Below are 19,417 nucleotides of genomic sequence, written 5' to 3'. Positions count from 1 at the left end.
TCTGAATCTAATGGCCCTCCAATTCCAGCTCAACCAAACCACACCACAGACTGTCACCACCGATTGCGTGATCGTCGGCATCTATGCTGACAAGACACTCTCACCCACCGCAAAAACTCTGGACGCCGCCAGCGGCGGCCGCATCACCGCATTGACAGCACGCGGCGACCTCACCGGAAAATCTGGCACCTCCGCATTACTCCACGACCTGAACGGTGTCACCGCACCCCGTGTCCTGGTGGTGGGCTTAGGTGAAGCGGATAAATTCGGCGCCGGACAGTACATCAAAGCCGTTGGCAACGCCGTCCGCGCCCTGAAAGATGCCCCAGTGACGCACGCCCTACTCACCTTATCTGAACTCCCCGTCAAAGACCGCAACGCCGCCTGGAACATCCACCAAGCCGTGATCGCCGCTGACCACGCCGCCTACCGCTACACCGCCACCCTAGGGACCAGCCGCAAAAAAGCCGAAGAATCCGGCCTCATCACCCTGGCGATCCACGGTCAAGAGACCAGCGGACTGACACTAGGTCAAGCCATCGCTGAAGGCGTGGAGTACGCACGTGCCCTAGGTAACTTGCCGCCGAACATCTGCACCCCTGCCTATCTGGCAGAAACCACAGCCCACTTTGCCGCCACACACCCTGGTGCAACATGCGAAATCCTGGACGAATCCAACATGGAGGCATTGGGCATGGGCGCACTGCTTGCCGTGGCCCGTGGCTCAGCCAACCGCCCCCGCCTGATTGTGCTGAAGTGGAACGGCGGCGGTGACGCCCGCCCCTATGTCCTCGTTGGTAAAGGCATCACCTTCGATACCGGCGGCGTCAACTTGAAGACCCAGGGCGGCATTGAAGAGATGAAGTACGACATGTGCGGCGGCGCGGCGGTCATTGGCACCTTCGTCGCCGCAGTCAAAGTACGGCTACCGCTCAACCTGATTGTGATCGTACCGGCGGTAGAAAACGCCATTGATGGCAACGCCTACCGCCCCTCGGACGTCATTACCAGCATGTCCGGCAAAACCATCGAAGTCGGCAACACCGACGCAGAAGGCCGCCTCATCCTCTGCGATGCCCTGACCTACGCCGAACGCTTCAAACCGGAAGCACTGATCGACGTCGCCACCCTCACCGGCGCCTGCATGATCGCCCTCGGGCGCGCCGCCACTGGCCTGATGACTCATCATGACGATCTTGCCAACGAACTGCTGACCGCCGGTGAGCACGTCCACGACCGCGCCTGGCGTCTGCCCCTGTGGGACGAATACCAAGGCTTGCTGGACTCCACGTTTGCCGACGTCTACAACATCGGCGGCCGCTGGGGAGGCGCCATCACCGCCGGCTGCTTCTTATCGCGCTTCACCGAAGGCCAACGCTGGGCACACCTGGATATTGCCGGCTCAGCCAGCAACGAAGGCAAACGCGGCATGGCCACCGGGCGTCCTGTCGGCCTACTGACACAGTGGCTCGTGGATCGATGCTAAGCGACCACGCATGGATGCATATTTACGGTATGGGAAGTCCCTTATTGGGACTTCTCCTAACTTTTATCGTGAAACGTATTTCGGCTTGGCTAAAGATCAGAAAAGCCCAAAAGGAACAAACCAAGAAACAAATTATCAAGAAAGCACTGGATGAGATCGAAACCATTGCTTCCCAACCCTTCAATCCATTGCCCTTCACCAAAGAAGCCGTTGAATGCTTCATGTACTTCGTATGCAGCTTCACCATGATCAACATCGCACTGATCAATGCTTCAAATACAAATCTAGTCATTCAAATCATTAACTATCTGCTGCATTTCACTGCGAGTGCATTCCTAGGGTTGTCCCTTGGCGCTTTAATTGAATTAAGACGACAACTGAAAATCAAGTTGGACCCTCAGAAAGCCACCGAACGGCTACGTGCCATGCTCGAGAAACTGGATTAATGGCACGCGCCGACTTCTATTTGATTGCCAAACCGCGCTTTCTTGAGAAACCGCTGCAATTAGTCTGCGAATTAGTCCGCAAAGCCTACGACACCCATCAGCCCACACTGATTCTGGCCCGCGACCAGGCCCAGGCCGAAGCACTGGATGACCTACTGTGGGCGTTCGACCCGGACGCCTACATCCCCCACCAAATCGCTGGCAGCGACGAAGACGACGACATCACCCCCGTATTGATTGCCACCCCGGACAGCGACACCCCATCGCGCCCGCTGGTCATCAACCTACGCGACGCCCCTTGGGATGGCCCCTGCGAACGCGTGTTGGAGGTGGTTCCCGCTGATCCTGCGGCACGCGAGCCACTGCGTGAACGCTGGAAACACTACAAGGCACGCGGCCTGCACATGAACAAACACGACATGTGACCACGCTGCCATCCCCTCATTAAATAAGACCATCCATCCCTTTAAGACAAAAAATCCCAACAATGCGCTTACTCATTGCTCTCCTGTTACCGTGTCTACTGTTCTTCACCATCGGGCGTCCACTCGCCGGTGTGACCTGCCTAATATTGCAAATAACACTGATCGGATGGGCCCCCGCCGCCATCTGGGCGGTCTATGCATTGAACCAATACGAGACAGACCAGAAAATCAAAAATCTCACCAGGCGTCAGGACTAATCACCCCGTCCCTGCTCCCCATCTTCCCTGCCCCCTATCTGCAGCCCCTGCCATGTCCCAGTTCACCTCCAGCTATGACCCCACCTCTTTTGAAGCGCGCTTATACGCCGAGTGGGAAGCTGCAGGCCACTTCAAACCCTCCGGCGTAGGTCAGCCCTATACCATCCTGCTACCACCGCCGAATGTCACCGGCACCCTGCATATGGGCCATGCCTTCCAACAAACCTTGATGGATGCGCTGGTGCGCTATCACCGCATGTGTGGAGATGACACCCTATGGCAAGTGGGCACCGACCACGCCGGTATCGCCACCGAAATGGTGGTCAGCCGCAATATGGCACTCGAAGGCCGCGGAGAAACCCGCGACTCGCTGGGCCGTGAAGGCTTTATCAACAAAGTGTGGGAGTGGAAACAGCAATCCGGCGACACCATCGAACGGCAAATGCGCCGCCTCGGCGTCTCCGCAGACTGGTCACGCAGCACCTTCACCATGGACGCGCAGCCATCAGCGGCGGTGACAGAAGCGTTTGTACGCTGGTACGAAGAAGGGCTGATTTACCGCGGCCAACGTCTGGTCAACTGGGACCCGGTGCTGAAAACCGCCATCTCTGATCTGGAAGTGGAGAACGTCCAAGAAGAAGGCATGCTCTGGTCGATCCGCTATCCACTGAGCGACGGCGTCACCTACGAACACATTGAGCATGATGCCGCAGGGAATGAAACCCTGCGCGAGACCCGCGACTCCCTCATCGTGGCCACCACCCGTCCGGAAACCCTGCTCGGCGACACCGCAGTGATGGTGCATCCTGAGGACCGGCGCTACACCGCATTGATCGGTAAAACCGTGACATTGCCGCTGACCGGACGCCAGATCGAAGTGATCAGCGACACCTATGTCGAGCCCACATTCGGCACTGGCGTCGTCAAAGTCACCCCGGCGCACGACTTCAACGACTATCAAGTCGGCCTACGGCATCGCTTACCCATGATCCAGGTGCTGGACGATGCAGCGTGCATTGTCTCCAAAACAAGCATCCAATCCGGGATAGCCTCCGGTGCCACCAGCGACACAACAGACACCCCCAGCGATTCAGATGCCAGCAACGCCTCCAATCAACATGACACCCTGATCATGCCAGCGCATTTGGCAGGCCTGGACCGCTACGAAGCACGCAAGCAGATACTGGCCGATTTGGACGCACAAGGCCTACTCGTCGCGGCGACACCCCATACCTTGCAAGTGCCGCGTGGCGACCGCACCGGCCAGGTAATTGAACCCTATCTCACTGCACAGTGGTTTGTGAGGATGGAGACGCTCGCCGCACGCGGATTGGAACTGGTCGAGCGCGGCGCCGTGAGATTTGTTCCGCCAAACTGGATCAACACCTACCGCCATTGGATGGAGAACATCCAAGACTGGTGCATCAGCCGCCAACTGTGGTGGGGCCACCGTATCCCTGCCTGGTTCGACACGCAGGGATGCGTCTACGTCGGCCGCAGTGAAGCAGAAGTCCGTGCCAAACACGCCCTCGGCCCCGAGGTGACACTCACCCAGGACAACGATGTATTGGAAACCTGGTTCTCCTCGCAACTGTGGCCCTTCTCCACCCTGGGGTGGCCCGATCCAATGGCAATGGCCGAACGCGGCTTTGAACGCTATCTGCCTTCATCGGTGTTGGTCACCGGATTCGACATTATTTTCTTCTGGGTGGCCCGCATGATCATGGCCACCGACCATTTCACCGGAAACGTGCCATTCCACGATGTGTACATCACTGGTCTGATTCGCGATGCCCAAGGCCAGAAAATGTCCAAATCCAAAGGCAACGTGCTCGACCCGCTGGACATCATCGACGGCATTACCCTAGATGACCTGGTCGCCAAGCGCACCACCGGACTGATGCAACCCAAGCTTGCCGAAAAAATCGCAAAAGCCACACGCAAAGAATTTCCTGACGGCATTGCCCCGCACGGGGCCGATGCGTTGCGCTTCACCATCGCGGCACTAGCAACCCACGGGCGCGATATTAAATTCGACCTTGGCCGCGCCGAAGGGTACAAAAACTTCTGCAACAAATTGTGGAACGCCACCCGTTTTGTACTGATGAACACTGCGGGCGACACCGCCCACTCACCCGCACAACACCAGGCGGGCCAAGACGGGCAGGACGTACCCCGCACCCCGCAACCGCGCACCGACGCCGAACAATGGATTCTGTCGCGGCTGGCCGCCGTCACCGCAGAAGCACATGCGCAATTTGCCGCCTACCGCTTCGATTTATTAGCGCAGGCCTTGTACGAATTTGCGTGGAACGAATTTTGTGATTGGTTTGTCGAACTGGCCAAACCCGCACTCAATGGCGATGACACCCAAGCCGCCGCCAGCACCCGTCACACCCTGCTGTACGTGTTAGAAACCCTGCTGCGTCTGCTGCATCCACTCATCCCGTTTATCACGGAAGAACTCTGGTGCCAGGTGGCGCCGCGCCTGGGCATCCAAGCAACCACGCTAATGCTACGCCCCTATCCGCAGCCACAGCAGCTAGAGACCACAGCCTTCGCCAACGCCGCCGCCGATGTTGAATGGCTAAAAATCATGGTCAGCGCATTGCGCCGGATACGCAGCACCCTCAACGTGCCACCTTCGCGGCGCATCTCCCTGCTGCTCCAAGGAGGCCAGGAGGTTGACCGGCGTCGTATCACGCATTTCGCCATTGCATTGCACTTTTTGCTCAAACTCGAACACATCGACTGGCTGAGCGCCACGACCGCCGCCCCTCCGTCCGCGACAGCCATCGTTGGCAGCTTAAAACTCCTGGTGCCGCTGGAAGGTTTGATTGATGTGGACGCCGAACGCGCGCGCTTGGATAAAGAAATCAAACGTGTCGAAAGCGAAATCGATAAAAGCAACGGGAAATTGAGTAACGCCGTCTTTGTGCAAAACGCCCCTACGGCGGTGGTGGAGCAAGAACGCAGCCGCCTCAGGGAGTGGACGACACAACTCAACGGGCTACGCGAACGACGCACCACACTATGAGCCGATGGGGGATGCGGTATTGATATTGCAAACAGTTCCGCAACACCGTAGGTGCCGTGTTCTCACCCCAAGATGCGCTTTAAGCAGAGCGGGAAATCTCCCGCTCTAAAACAACTCCTAAACAACACGTCGCATCACGTTCTGCCCATTCAAGCATCCAGGGTTCACACCGTTGAGATGGGAACCCTGGATCATGCAATCCATCACGCGATCTAAGGCACATCATCAGTTGTGATGCTTCACTGGTCAGGAACGTTCAAAACCAGCAGCGTATCCCAGCCACCCAGCGCTTTTCATCGTCAGAGGTACCACGCCCGCGTGCCTGGCGCCCATTCCCCCCATAACCATATTCGCGCTCCCAACCCACATACGGTGCAACACGCCGGGTGATCTGGTAACGCATCCGCACGCCAACCTGTAACGTTTGGGGTCCGGCCCCCAGATCGCGATCCCGAGTAAGACCAGCGGTCGCTTGGAGGTTCGGTTGCAGGATCAACCGCTGACTGAGTAGCAGGTCATATTTAGTCTCCACCATGAGCCGCATCGCAGCACCGCTCAAATACAGAAACGCGGCACTCTCAAATTTATACGGGGTCACGCCCTGCACACCAAGCGCCGCCCAGGTGCGGCCATCCGGCTGCACATCGCGGCGCGCGCCAATGAGAGCATCCCACCAGGGCGAAATATCGTGCCCATACAGCATATCCACTGCGACAGATTGGCATCGACCACCGTAACACTCACCTTGGCTACGTAACCACAGCCGTTGAATGTCGCTGCCAATCCATGCCTGCGTTGCCCAAGCGTGGCCGCGCCCGGGATCAGCATTCCACGTTTCCAACCGATCAATACGGACCAGAGACACCAGGGGTGGCGCGTGCGCAGCACGGTGGCGTAACGGAGGAAACGCCGCTGCCAACGCCGCCGTGGTGGGCGGGGGTAAGGCAACATCTCCGGCAGATCGCGTTGTTGCACCGTGGATCGCATGATCCATCCCTGTGTGATCCATCCCTGTGTGATCCATCTGGGTGTGATCCATCTGGGTGTGATCCATCTGGGTGTGCTCACTCAACGCCGGTGATGTCTGTTCGGTCTGCGGGCGCGGCTGCGCTTGCAGCGGTACGAGTGGCAGAGCGACGCAGAACAATACGAACCAGGTACGGGTGTTCATGGGCGCACCTGTACTTCACGCATCATGCCGCTTTCCATGTGGTACAGCATGTGGCAGTGGTAGGCCCAGCGCCCCAGTGCATCGGCACGCACACGGTAGCTGCGGCGTGTACCCGGCGGCATATCGATGGTGTGTTTACGGACCTGAAACGCGGCGTTGGCATCCTCTAAGTCACTCCATAAGCCGTGCAGGTGAATGGGGTGCGCCATCATGGTGTCATTGACCAAGACGATGCGTACACGTTCACCGTAGTTGAGTCGTAAGGGTTGCGCGGAGGCAAATGGGATGCCATCAAACGACCAGGCGAATTTCTCCATATTGCCGGTGAGATGTAATTCGATCTCACGCCCTGGTTCACGTCCATCCGGATCATCGAACAGGCTATGCAGATCAGCGTACGTCAAGACGTGGCGGCCATTGTCACGCAAGCCAATGCCGGGATCATTCAAACGCGGCTGTGGTGCGTCCACATGCATGTCCACCAAGGGATTGTTCTGTTCGCTGGCAGGATGCTGCGGCGCTGTTCTGTCCGCCGGAAGGCTATGTAAACCATGAGGGGGCTGCGCAGGAGGCTGGTTGGCGTGGCTGGCATGATCGCCCAGTCTGCCAGGATGGGTCATTCCTGGGATGTCCGCCATTTCAGAGACGCGACTCCCATGCTGATCATGCGTCATCCCGTGTCCCATGTCCTGCATTGTCAGGCGAGGACGCGGGTCCAATGCCGGCAGGGGGGCGTGTAAGCCGGGACGCACGGCGAGGGTGCCGCAGGCGTAGCCGGTGCGGCCCATGTCCTGGGCAAAGATTGCAAAGGCATCCTGGCCGTGGGGTTGGATCAGGACATCATAGGTTTCGGCGAGGGCAATACGTAATTCATCCACGGTCACCGGATGGACGTATTGGCCATCCACGGCGACAACGGTCAGTTTCAGGCCTGGAATACGGACGTCAAAATAGGTCATCGCCGAACCATTAATCAGCCGTAATAGCACTTTTTCTCCGGGGCGGAACAATCCAGTCCAGTGGCCGGCTGGCGTGGTGCCGTTCAGCAGGTAGGTATAGGTATGGGCATTGACATCGGACAGGTCTGTCGGGGTCATCCGCATTCTGCCCCACATGCGGCGATCGGCCAGTGTGGTGCGCAGGCCATCACGGTGTATGTCATGGAAGAAATCGCGGACGGTGCGTTGGTAGGTGTTGTCGTAAGAGGACATTTTTTTGAGCCTGCGAAACAGTGCGGCAGGGTCCAGGTCGGTCCAATCTGAGAATAGGAGGATGTGCTCGCGGTCGGCGCGGTAGGGAGGCGGCTCCAGTGGATCAATAATCAACGCTCCATACAGGCCGGCCTGTTCTTGAAACATGGCGTGGCTGTGGTACCAGTAGGTCCCAGACTGGTGTAACTGAAAGCGGTATAGATAGTGTTCGCCTGGTGCAATACCGTCGAAACTCATGCCCGGTACGCCATCCATGTTGGAGGGCAGAACGATGCCGTGCCAATGAATTGAGGTCATCACATCGGGCAAGGTATTGGTGACATGTATTTGGACCGTATCGCCTTGGCGCCAACGCAATACGGGTCCAGGCAAGCTGTTATTAACGGTGATGGCTGGACGCATACGTCCGGTGAAATTAACGCTGGACTGTCCGATACGCAGCTCTAGGGGAGTGGTACGCCGCTGCAGTGGCGGCAACTCAGGGTTGGCTGCATGGACAGGAAGACGCCATAAGCCGGTACCGGCGACGACGCCTCCCAACGCCAAGCCTTTTAGGAAGCGACGCCGGTCAATGCCTCCCTGGGAAGGGAAGGTAACAGTGTTCATAGAGACTCCCATGTCCGGCGCTTTGGCGACGGAACGATAGCAAGCAAGGGGAATACGGAGGAGGTGCGCTATGGGGGACAGGAAACATCCCTCAGGGACTCAGGCAATGGGAGGCCGCATGGGACGATAGGGGGCGGGGAGTCCCCGGCTAGTCAGTATTCCGGCAAGCGGGGGCATACGCTCCAGCAACACGACCGGCAGGATGAGGAGCGTCACCGGCAGGGCGTTGCTGTGCTGCAAGCAGTCACAATGACCGATTTTGCTGCATGGGGTTGAGGGTGTGGGTATGGCATGGCTGAGGTGTGCTGCACTCTGAACGCCAGAAACGCCGGTATGGTGACAGGGCCTGTCGACCACGGCGACAGGCATAGAAGGCAGGGCAATCCTTGGGGGCATCGTGACCGACGCCCAAGCACTCACAGACTGCTGAGCAATCAAGCAAAGGCTGATCAACAGACGTAGTAGTAAAGATGGCAAGGGAGTACAACGCAATCGTGAAGTGGCATCAGTATACGGTGATGACACGCCAAGATTGATGCCTGCAGATGCAACGCTCAGCGCATTTTTACAAGTGCGCCAGGTGGCGATGCCAAGGACACGAGGTTCCTGTTCAATCAGGCGGTGCTGCCATCGGAGGGGCACTGCCGGTCAGGGTGGGCAGTGCAGTAGCATCATTCAGGAAGAGGTCTCGCATCGGGCTGGGGATGGAAGACAAGCAGGAGAGGTTTCTGGTCAGGAGTGCGGAAGTAACTCATTGCAAGCATTGGACTTGAGATCACGCGGTTTTGTACCGCGTGCAACACGGTAGGGATACGCTCATTTTTTGCGTGCCTTGATGTGATGAGGCGAATGGTGCAAGGCGGCACGCGCTGACCTACAGATGCAAATGGGTGGGTCATAAAAAAGCCGAACACGTCGCGAAACACTCAATGGGTGCTCAGAGGGTGCAAGGTGGCTATGGGAGAATCGACGCTTTCTATCACTGTTGCTCTTTTATGTCGCAGCGCGAGTGGGTCGCATCCTCCATCTGTAAGATCGAAGCTGATTTTAATCGCTCCGTTGACACCCATCTCATCCCGTTGCAGTTGCCTGGTTTCCCGGACATTGATTTCTATCTCAAAGACGAATCGATCCACCCCACTGGAAGCCTTAAGCATCGATTGGCACGTTCGTTGTTCTTGTACGCTCTGGTCAATGGTTGGCTGTCTCCAGGGCGGCCGGTGATTGAAGCATCCAGCGGTTCAACGGCTGTCTCAGAGGCTTACTTCGCGAGGCTGTTGGGGCTTCCTTTTATCGCGGTGATCCCAACCTCGACCTCACCGGAGAAGGTGGCTGCGATCGAGTTTCACGGGGGGCGCTGTCACGCGGTCGAACGGGCGTGTGATCTGCATGATGCTGCACATCAGTTGGCGCGTGAGACAGGGGGCCATTTCATGGACCAGTTCACTTACGCAGAACGTGCAACTGATTGGCGCGCCAATAACAATATTGCTGAGTCGATCTTTAAGCAGATGGCCGATGAGCCACACCCAATTCCCGCCTGGATTGTGTGTAGTCCGGGGACGGGAGGCACTGCTGCAACGCTCGGCCGCTATGTGCGCTACCGGCGTCACGTCACTCGCATCCTGTGCGCTGATCCGGAGATTTCGGTGTTCTTCGATCACTACCGCGCTGCCTGCAAGGGAAGCGATCATAGGAACAGCGTCACTGACACGGGGGATCTCGGATGGAAGGGATCGGCCGACCACGCTTAGAACCAAGTTTCATCCACAATTGTATCGACGCGATGATTAAGGTGCCCGACGCGCTGAGTCTGGCGGCAATGCGCTATATCAGCGCTCGCTTAGGTCGACGTGTGGGCGGCTCCACTGGAACCAATATGGTGGGTGTGCTGCAAACCGCAGCACGCATGCGGGCTGAAGGCATGAAGGGTTCGATCGTCACCATTCTGTGTGATGGAGGTGAACGTTACGCGCATAGTTACTATTCTCCAGCGTGGTACGCGGCACATGGCATTGATGTGTCGGACAGTGACGCGGTGATCGCTGCTGTCGTGGCAGGTGATACGTTGCCGCTGCTTCCTTGCGCGGCTCTGGAATGACACCATAATCGGTAGGCATCTCCGCATTTGGCTGCATTCCCAAGACACAGAAGACACACATGAGTAACCCACTCCTCGATTTCTCAGACCTTCCTCGCTTCGACGCGATCCTCCCTGAACACGTTGGCCCGGCCATTGAGCAGTTGCTCGCAGAGGCGGAGGCAGCCGTCGCCCACGCGGAACAGGTAACGCCGGTGACATGGGAGAACTTCGTAGTACCGCTGGACGATGCCACCGAGCGGTTGTATCGCGCGTGGGGCCAGGTGGCGCATTTGGAGGCGGTGGTCAACACGCCGGCGCTGCGTGAGGCGTATAACGTCACTCTGCCGAAAGTCACTCGATTCAGCAGTACGCTCGGACAGAACCTGGCGCTGTATGCGCAGTACAAAGCATTAGCGTGTGCGCCGGAATGGGACCGTGATAATGCGGTACGGTGCAAGGTTGTTGATAACGCTTTGCGTGATTTCCGTCTCGGCGGTGCCGAGCTGGATGCCGCCGGGAAAGCTCGTCTGGCAGAGATCAAGCAGGAGCTGTCGGCATTGTCTGCAACGTTTTCGCAAAATGTGCTTGATGCAACAGAGGCATGGTCCTACACCACCGAAGACGCCGCTTTGTTATCCGGTCTGCCGACAGAGACTGTCGCTACCGCGCGGGCGGCCGCAGAAAAGAAGGGGGTATCAGGCTGGACGTTCACGTTACAGATGCCCTGCTATCTGTCGGTCCAAAGCGATGCTGACAACCGCGCGTTACGAGAGCGCTCATATCATGCTAGTGCGATACGCGCTTCGGAATTTGGCGATGCCGCTTTGGATAATAGTCCGCACATTCATCAGATTCTCACGCTGCGTTCCGAATTGGCAGCGCTGCTTGGTTTCTCCTGTTACGCGGCATACTCGGTCGCAACCAAGATGGCAGAGGATCCAGCTGAGGTACTCAGCTTCCTGCATGACTTGGCAGGACGTGCCAAGCCGCATGCTCAACGTGATCGCCGTGAACTGGAAACGTTCGCACGCGAGGCGCTGGGGCTTGAGACGCTGGAAGCCTGGGACATTGCATATGCCAGTGAGAAGCTGAAACAAGCCCGTTACAATTTCTCCGAGCAGGAAGTAAAGCAGTATTTCACCGAACCCAAGGTCCTGGCTGGGTTGTTCGAGGTGATCCGCTCCCTGTATGGACTGCGAATCGAAGAAGACGCCGCGCCGGTCTGGCATCCAGATGTTCGCTTCTACCGTCTCATTGATACGAATGGGCAACGCGTCGGCCAGTTTTATCTGGATCTGTATGCACGGGAGGGCAAGCGCGGCGGGGCATGGATGGATGATTGCCGTAACCGCCGTGACAAAGGCGATGGGGTGCAAACTCCGGTGGTCTATTTGGTGTGCAATTTCGGTCGTGGTAACGACGGTGTGCTGCCTACGTTCCGTCATCAGGAGGTCATTACTTTATTTCACGAAATGGGCCATGGGCTGCATCAGTTACTGACCCGGATTGGGGAACTGGGCGTGGCTGGTATTAATGGTGTGGAATGGGATGCGGTGGAGTTGCCCAGTCAGTTCATGGAAAACTTTTGCTGGGAGTGGGAACGCGTTCAAGCCATGACGGCACACGTGGAGACCGGTGCACCGCTGCCACGCAGTCTGTTCGATCGGATGGTCTGCGCGCGCAATTTTCAGAGCGGAATGTTCACCGTGCGCCAACTTGAGTTCGCGCTATTCGACATGCTGCTACATAGTGACTTCGATCCAGCACAGGACAGCGTACTGGGACTGTTAGAACGCGTCCGTGATGAAGTGGCCGTCAACCGGTTACCGGACTGGAATCGTTTTCCGCACCAGTTCAGACATATTTTTGCTGGTGGTTATGCAGCGGGATATTACAGTTACAAATGGGCCGAAGTCCTCAGCGCAGACGCTTATGCTGCATTTGAAGAGGCTCCGGATCAATTTGCCGAAATAGGGGCGCGCTTTCTCGACGAAATCCTAAGTCGTGGCGGCAGTCGCAGCGCAGCAGAGAATTTCCAAGCCTTCCGCAAACGCGCGCCTCGCATTGATGCCTTGCTGAAGCGCAACGGGATGACAGAATAGGTGTTGAACAACCACGCACCGTTTTTTCAGAGCCGCAGCCCTATGTGCTGCGGCATAACGCGTTAAAAGCATTAATACTTCGTTTTCATGTATACACCGGCGCCTGCAACAAAATTAGGGACACTGTACGTCCCTTCATGGTCTATTTGAAATCGGCACAGGCAGCACCATCAAGACAATGTGCCACTTGTATTCGGACTACTCCGGCTACCTGTAAGAACGCCACACATCCGCGTGACGCACTTAAAACCCAATGATGACAACATGCATTGTATTTTTAAATGCAAAAGTAGGAAAAGAACAAACAATCACAGGGACTGCCAAGTTATTTTTTGAAGATTTCAAATTAAAGCATAAGGCATTTCAAAAAATTCTTTCTGCTGGCTGTTTGTTAGCAACATAGATTAGATACAAAAAATAAACCGCATCAAAATAACCAACATCTCCAATGCGAATTTAAATATTCAATAAAATACCAACTCACTCGCATATGCTTAATCATAGAGAACACGGAACCAAAGAAGCATCACGCAATACTCACGTATAAACGAGAAATGATGTTGGTTGCTCTATGCTCTATCTGAGTAAACCAATTCAACCACAACACCGCTTTGAGATTCCATCAAGTCAGCCTACGAAACTGTATTTCAAGAGCGCTGATAGAAACAATGCCCAATCAGGAGTCACTTCAGAAAACCTCACTGACCACAGGGTATAGAAGCAACGACACCATCTAAAGAACTGCTTTAGGCCACTATTGAACAGAACTCTAAAATACTAGATAGAAATGAATCGACGGAATCTATGAATATCGCCATAGCAAAGAGGATTTACAAAAGCTTCCACATACAAAGCACTTAAAGAGGCACCCCAAATATAAACATAAGGAATTTGAACACCACCCAATCTAAGGGTATTGAGCACAAAGCACTTGCCAGTAGGTGGCGGAGTGAGAGGGATTCGAACCCTCGATAGAGTTTTTGACCCTATACTCCCTTAGCAGGGGAGCCCCTTCGGCCTCTCGGGCATCACTCCGGGGTACTAACCACCTCTTTAGGCGGATAGGCTTGTGAAGGATACCTGCCAACCCAAAACGACGCAAACACCATTTTAATTATATGGAAGAGCCGCTATCTCCCCGCGTTCCAGAAGAACACGCAAGCTCGTCACCACGCTGAATACGATGATAGATCTCTTCACGATGCACTGCCACATGCTTAGGAGCATTGATACCAACACGCACTTGGTTACCCTTTACACCAAGCACCGTTACGGTGACCTGATCACCTATCATCAACGTTTCACCAGAACGACGAGTCAGGATCAACATTTTAATAATCTCCAAAGGGCCGAAATCTTATCAGCCAGAATGAACGGTCCACAACAGAACCGACCTACACTAATCTTGATCAAGGGAAGATGGTAACGGGTCCCTCCTCCGTCAATCAAGGTGCAACAAAAGCAACATTCAGTTCAGATGCTGCTTGACCCACGTAGCAACACCGTCAAGAGCGGAACGAAGAGAAGGTCCATCCTCACCGCCGCCCTGAGCAAAATCAACACGGCCACCTCCCCTGCCGTTGATTTGAGTAGCAACGTGCGAAAGTAATGTATCGGCCTTCACCTTACCCATTGCGCGAGGACCATTGACAGCAGTCACCAAAGCCACCTTGCCGCCGGTCACCCCCGCAAGGACTATTACGGCATCACTCAGCTGCAATTTAAGTCGATCAAGCGCCTCACGTAGTGCCTTCCCATCCAAACCATCAAGACGCGCGGCGACTACTTTTACATCGGCCACATTGACCGCCATGCTGAGCAAATCGGTAATCGTTCCGGAGATCAGCTTTCCTTTGAGCTTCTCGAGTTCACGCTCCAATGTCTTCTGACGATCAGTGAGTTGGCGAATATGATTGACCACATTGTTCGCGTTACTACCAATAAGGCCAGCCACTTCGTACAAACGATGCTCTTCGGCCAAGACATGATTTAACGCGCTTTCGCCCGTCACAGCCTCAATACGACGCACTCCAGAGGACACGCCACACTCGGAAATGATCTTAAACAAACCAATGTCACCCGTACGGGTGATATGGGTACCACCGCAGAGTTCGACCGAAGTGCCCATCGTTACTACGCGCACATGCTCTCCATATTTCTCTCCAAATAGCGCCATCGCACCAGCATCCAACGCAGCCTGCATCCCCATTTGCTCGATCATCACCAGATGATTAGCACGCACCTCATCGTTGACCATCCGTTCAATTAATGTCATTTGTGCAGCCGAGATAGGCTCAAAATGTGAAAAGTCGAAACGCAGGCGATCCGGCGCAACCAAAGAACCTTTTTGCACCACGTGAGTACCAAACACGCTGCGCAGCGCGCAGTGCAACAGGTGAGTGGCTGAATGGTTAAGAGCAACCATTTTTCGTCTGGCAACAGCAACGCTACCGGACAACACATCGCCGACCTTCACCCCACCTTGCACAATACGAGCAACATGTCCGTGGAACTGACCCATTAACTTTTGCGTATCAGTCACCTCCAGACGAACTCCATCGGATGCCATCAACGTTCCAATATCACCCACTTGACCACCAGACTCAGCGTAAAAAGGTGTACGGTCGGTCAACACAATCACCTCATCACCGACCGACGCCGAATCAGTTAGCCCGCCATCAGACAACAACGCAACCACTCTCAGGTCATCGGCCTGAAGCTGCTCATAGCCCAGGAACACCGTGGGTGACAACGTCGCGGCCCGTTCAGCAGACAATTGCACACCACGCCCAAACTTACCCGCAGCGCGCGCAGTCTTGCGCTGTTGCGTCATTGCAGCTTCGAAACCGGCCATGTCCACCCTCATACCACGCTCACGCGCAATATCAGCGGTCAAATCAACAGGAAAACCATAGGTATCGTATAAACGGAACGCATCGCTACCCGGGATCACACCATTGGCAACCTTGGCAGCCACCTCGTTAAAGATCTTCATCCCAACATCCAAAGTCTCGGCAAAACGCTCTTCCTCAGCCAGGAGAGTACGCATCACCGATTCAGCTGCAGCCTGTAGCTTGGGATAAGCATCGCCCATCACCGCAATCAAGGTTGGCACCATGTTGTTGAAGAACGGTTGACGTACCCCCAACATCCAACCATGACGCAGCGCACGGCGGATGATCCGACGTAAGACATAACCACGGCCTTCATTGGACGGAAGCACCCCATCGACGATCAAAAACGCACACGCACGACTATGGTCAGCAATCACGCACAACGATTTGTTCTGCACGTCCGCAACAGCAGTTAATTCGGCGGCCTTGAGGATCAGGGTCTGAAATAAATCAATCTCATAGTTAGTGTGTACATGCTGCAGGATCGCCGCCAAACGCTCCAAGCCCATTCCTGTATCCACACAGGGCGTCGGCAGAGGCACTAACGTACCGTCAGACTGACGATCAAACTGCATGAACACCAAATTCCATATTTCAATGAAACGATCTCCATCTTCACCCGGGGAACCAGGAGGCCCCCCTGGAATGTGCTCCCCATGATCGTAGAAGATCTCGGTGCATGGACCACACGGGCCGGTATCGGCCATTTGCCAGAAATTATCCGAGGCAAACGGCGCACCTTTGTTATCGCCAATACGGACGATTCGATCTTCCGGCACACCCACCATGTCACGCCACAATGCGTAGGACTCATCGTCAGTGTGGTACACCGTCACCAACAGACGTTCGGGGGGCAACTCCCAAACCTGGGTCAGCAACTCCCAGGCCCACATGATCGCTTCCTTCTTAAAATAATCACCAAACGACCAATTACCGAGCATCTCAAAGAAAGTGTGATGACGTGCTGTGTAACCAACCGAATCCAGGTCATTGTGCTTACCACCGGCACGTAAGCAGCATTGCACATCAGCCACACGGACCTCACTGCGCTTCTCTGCCCCTAGAAACACGTCCTTGAACTGGACCATCCCGGAATTAGTGAACAGCAAGGTCGGATCGTTGCTTGGAACCAACGGCGCGGAAGGCACGATTTTGTGGCCTTTATTCTTGAAAAATTCTAGAAAATCGCTACGAATCTTTGAAGTGGTAAATTTGGTAGGTATGTTCATGGAGTTAACAGTAGGCTGGCGCTGTAAACGCGCCAACCTCACGGAATGAGGATATGGTCTTAGATCAATTAAGGGTAACAGGCATTAGACATTCAATCCTCTGCGTTATGGGCAACAACGCAGCAAATCGCCGAAATCCCGAAACCAGACCTGAGCAACAAAGCGAACGAAAGTGTGCCTTATCACAGAGATATCACTCAGTCATGACGGAAACGGGACCACATCAGATACACAGCATGTTGCAATTCGTCTCCTTATAGCACCACCCCCAGGAGAGAAAAGAGAGGAATCATGCGTCACAGCGTGGCGCGGATAGACAACGGTTTGCAGCAGCGCCTTCAAACACGACACGGAATAACCGAATCGTCATCCTCTCTCATGCACGATACGAATGCGTCCGTCATGCTCCGCGCCGTCGCATCTTGCACTGACATCGGAGCATCACCACGAGAAACAGCAACACAACTCGCTCTGTCATCGGCAATGATTACATTGCATCTTCGAGCGTATCTTCATCGCCCTCTTCTCGAGAAAGCTCGGTCGGCTCAAATTTCTCACGCAAATCAGCCTCAAGCTTGGCCGCAAAATGCGGGTTTTCGCGTAGATAGCCACGCGCATTATCTTTTCCTTGCCCGATCCGCTCACCACCATAGCTATACCAAGCGCCGGCTTTCTCAACCAACTTGGCCTCCACGCCCATTTCAATCAATTCCCCTTCACGACTGATGCCTTCACCATAGAGAATCTCAGTCACGACTTGTTTGAAGGGAGGCGCCAACTTGTTTTTAACAACCTTGATTTTGGTTTGATTCCCGATAATTTCGTCACCTTTCTTGATCGCGCCAATACGGCGAATATCCAAACGCACAGAAGCATAGAACTTCAGCGCATTACCCCCTGTCGTAGTTTCAGGGCTTTGACCCGGCATCATGATCCCAATTTTCATACGCAACTGGTTGATAAAAATCACCAGCGTATTAGAGCGCTTGATATTGCCGGTCAATTTACGCAGCGCCTGGCTCATCAATCGCGCCTGAAGACCGGGCAACTGATCTCCCATCTCACCCTCAATCTCCGCCCTTGGCGTGAGTGCCGCAACCGAATCAATAACCATGATATCGATCGACCCCGAGCGCACCAGCATGTCAGCGATTTCCAGAGCCTGCTCCCCAGTATCTGGCTGAGACAACAACAAATCATCAACATTGACGCCTAACTTGCCCGCATAAATCGGATCCAAGGCATGCTCAGCATCAATGAACGCTGCTGTACCTCCCCTCTTCTGGCATTGAGCGATCGCCTGCAAAGTCAATGTGGTCTTCCCAGAAGATTCCGGCCCATAGATTTCCACGACACGTCCCTTTGGCAAACCACCTATCCCCAGGGCCAGATCCAACATGAGCGAACCTGTCGGGATCGCCTCTACGGCTTCGATCACGCGATCGCCCATCCGCATCACGGACCCCTTGCCGAACTGTTTTTCAATCTGGCTTAAAGCGACAGAAAGGGCGCGTTTCTTGTTCTCATCCATCCAAGCGATCCTCTTATTAGTATTAATAGAAACATGATGTGGAAGGTCCAACGATCACGCATTACGTATGATGAAAAATTGATGGCCTCATCAGCTTAAACTGCCAAGGCAGGCCAGGTATCACGACATCACCCGTGTGACAACCTCAGAAAAAGACACCGCGTGGATTAAGAACATCGCGTCACCGGTTGGGGCGCAGCAAACCGCAATACAATCCCTCAATGGCGAAATCCTGATCTGACCTCACCTCAATCGGTGCAAAGTCAGGATTACGCGGTAGCAAACGAATCCGGTCTTTACTGATCTTCAACAATTTGACGGTAATCTCATCATCAATGCGCGCCACCACAATTTGCCCAGAATGCGCATCCTGCGTACGATGTACGCCGATCAAATCACCATCGAAAATTCCTTCATCGCGCATCGAATCACCTTGCACCCTCAACAGATAATCCGGTGCTGGGGAGAAGAACACACGATCCAACAACACCACGTGATCCTCACCGATATCAGCACCGATCGGCTGACCAGCCGCAACGCGGCCGAGCACTGGCAAGCGCAACACATCCTTACTCTGCAAAGCTAACGCAACCTCATCCACCTCAGTAAGATGCTTCAACCGGATGCCACGCGCCTGTCCAGGGATGCGGCGAATCATCCCCTGTTGCTCCAATACATCAAGGTGATGCTGCACCGCGCGAACCCCTTTGAAGCCAAATGCACGCGCGATCTCCGTCTGCGAAGGAGAAACGCCATCAGCGTTGATGTTGTTGGTAATCAATGACAGGATTGCCTGCTGAATATCGCTCAAACTCATAATTAGTATTATTACTAATAAGTACAAGAGACACAAGCAACCTCCCTAGCAAGCGGAACATTTAAGACCATACAGCCAGATCCAGCACAGCATTCAAGTACTGCTGCACATCGTGCTGACGA

Annotated in this window: 13 protein-coding genes, 1 tRNA gene and 1 pseudogene; 7 read left to right on the top strand and 8 right to left on the bottom strand. The window is 54.9% G+C overall.

What is annotated here, in order from left to right:
* Positions 1-10: 10 nt before the first annotated feature.
* The 5 genes from F7G16_RS00535 to F7G16_RS00515 all read left to right on the top strand — a co-directional run bounded on the left by F7G16_RS00535 (position 11) and on the right by F7G16_RS00515 (position 5,651).
* Positions 11-1,486 (top strand): leucyl aminopeptidase, encoded by a 1,476-nt coding sequence (locus tag F7G16_RS00535; protein ID WP_004087599.1) that lies wholly within the window; start codon positions 11-13, stop codon positions 1,484-1,486.
* Positions 1,487-1,554: 68 nt separating this feature from the next.
* Complete coding sequence (locus F7G16_RS00530) at positions 1,555-1,932, top strand: hypothetical protein (RefSeq protein WP_228446159.1); 378 nt, start codon at positions 1,555-1,557, stop codon at positions 1,930-1,932.
* On the top strand, positions 1,932-2,357 hold the full coding sequence (locus tag F7G16_RS00525; RefSeq protein ID WP_004087601.1) for a DNA polymerase III subunit chi: 426 nt from the start codon (positions 1,932-1,934) through the stop codon (positions 2,355-2,357). The genes F7G16_RS00530 and F7G16_RS00525 overlap by 1 nt, the downstream gene beginning before the upstream one ends.
* A gap of 62 nt (positions 2,358-2,419) precedes the next feature.
* Positions 2,420-2,614, top strand: coding sequence for a hypothetical protein (locus F7G16_RS12040; RefSeq protein ID WP_011097503.1), 195 nt, complete (start codon positions 2,420-2,422; stop codon positions 2,612-2,614).
* Between the two features lie 52 nt (positions 2,615-2,666).
* The gene (locus F7G16_RS00515; protein ID WP_004087603.1) at positions 2,667-5,651 is read left to right on the top strand and encodes a valine--tRNA ligase; all 2,985 of its coding nucleotides are present in this window, start codon (positions 2,667-2,669) and stop codon (positions 5,649-5,651) included.
* A gap of 256 nt (positions 5,652-5,907) precedes the next feature.
* Here F7G16_RS00515 and F7G16_RS00510 read toward each other — a convergent pair whose 3' ends face one another.
* The 3 genes from F7G16_RS00510 to F7G16_RS00500 all read right to left on the bottom strand — a co-directional run bounded on the left by F7G16_RS00510 (position 5,908) and on the right by F7G16_RS00500 (position 9,281).
* On the bottom strand, positions 5,908-6,822 hold the full coding sequence (locus F7G16_RS00510; RefSeq protein WP_072866343.1) for a copper resistance protein B: 915 nt from the start codon (positions 6,820-6,822) through the stop codon (positions 5,908-5,910).
* The gene (locus F7G16_RS00505; protein ID WP_004087605.1) at positions 6,819-8,639 is read right to left on the bottom strand and encodes a copper resistance system multicopper oxidase; all 1,821 of its coding nucleotides are present in this window, start codon (positions 8,637-8,639) and stop codon (positions 6,819-6,821) included. Before F7G16_RS00505 ends, F7G16_RS00510 begins: the two co-directional genes overlap by 4 nt.
* Positions 8,640-8,738: 99 nt before the next feature.
* Positions 8,739-9,281: a CopL family metal-binding regulatory protein gene (locus tag F7G16_RS00500; protein WP_012382412.1), complete on the bottom strand. Its 543-nt coding sequence runs from the start codon at positions 9,279-9,281 to the stop codon at positions 8,739-8,741.
* 353 nt (positions 9,282-9,634) lie between these two features.
* On the opposite strand from F7G16_RS00500, the pseudogene F7G16_RS00495 reads away from it, so the two are divergent.
* Positions 9,635-10,740 (top strand): annotated as a pseudogene (locus F7G16_RS00495) (PLP-dependent cysteine synthase family protein).
* A gap of 59 nt (positions 10,741-10,799) precedes the next feature.
* Complete coding sequence (locus F7G16_RS00490) at positions 10,800-12,824, top strand: M3 family metallopeptidase (protein ID WP_004087612.1); 2,025 nt, start codon at positions 10,800-10,802, stop codon at positions 12,822-12,824.
* 942 nt (positions 12,825-13,766) lie between these two features.
* Here F7G16_RS00490 and F7G16_RS00485 read toward each other — a convergent pair.
* The 5 genes from F7G16_RS00485 to lexA all read right to left on the bottom strand — a co-directional run bounded on the left by F7G16_RS00485 (position 13,767) and on the right by lexA (position 19,295).
* Positions 13,767-13,859 (bottom strand) — tRNA-Ser (locus F7G16_RS00485).
* Positions 13,860-13,938: 79 nt separating this feature from the next.
* Positions 13,939-14,154: a carbon storage regulator CsrA gene (csrA, locus tag F7G16_RS00480; protein WP_004085529.1), complete on the bottom strand. Its 216-nt coding sequence runs from the start codon at positions 14,152-14,154 to the stop codon at positions 13,939-13,941.
* A 138-nt stretch (positions 14,155-14,292) separates the two neighbouring features.
* On the bottom strand, positions 14,293-16,947 hold the full coding sequence (gene alaS / locus F7G16_RS00475) for an alanine--tRNA ligase (RefSeq protein WP_004087615.1): 2,655 nt from the start codon (positions 16,945-16,947) through the stop codon (positions 14,293-14,295).
* Between the two features lie 487 nt (positions 16,948-17,434).
* Positions 17,435-18,478: a recombinase RecA gene (gene recA / locus F7G16_RS00470; RefSeq protein ID WP_004087616.1), complete on the bottom strand. Its 1,044-nt coding sequence runs from the start codon at positions 18,476-18,478 to the stop codon at positions 17,435-17,437.
* Between the two features lie 181 nt (positions 18,479-18,659).
* Entirely contained in the window at positions 18,660-19,295 is a 636-nt protein-coding gene (gene lexA, locus F7G16_RS00465; protein ID WP_004087617.1) for a transcriptional repressor LexA, read from the bottom strand.
* Positions 19,296-19,417: the final 122 nt, after the last annotated feature.

The sequence above is a fragment of the Xylella fastidiosa genome, assembly GCF_011801475.1.
Classification (GTDB): Bacteria; Pseudomonadota; Gammaproteobacteria; order Xanthomonadales; family Xanthomonadaceae; genus Xylella; species Xylella fastidiosa.
This window is presented reverse-complemented; position numbering and strand designations above follow the sequence as displayed.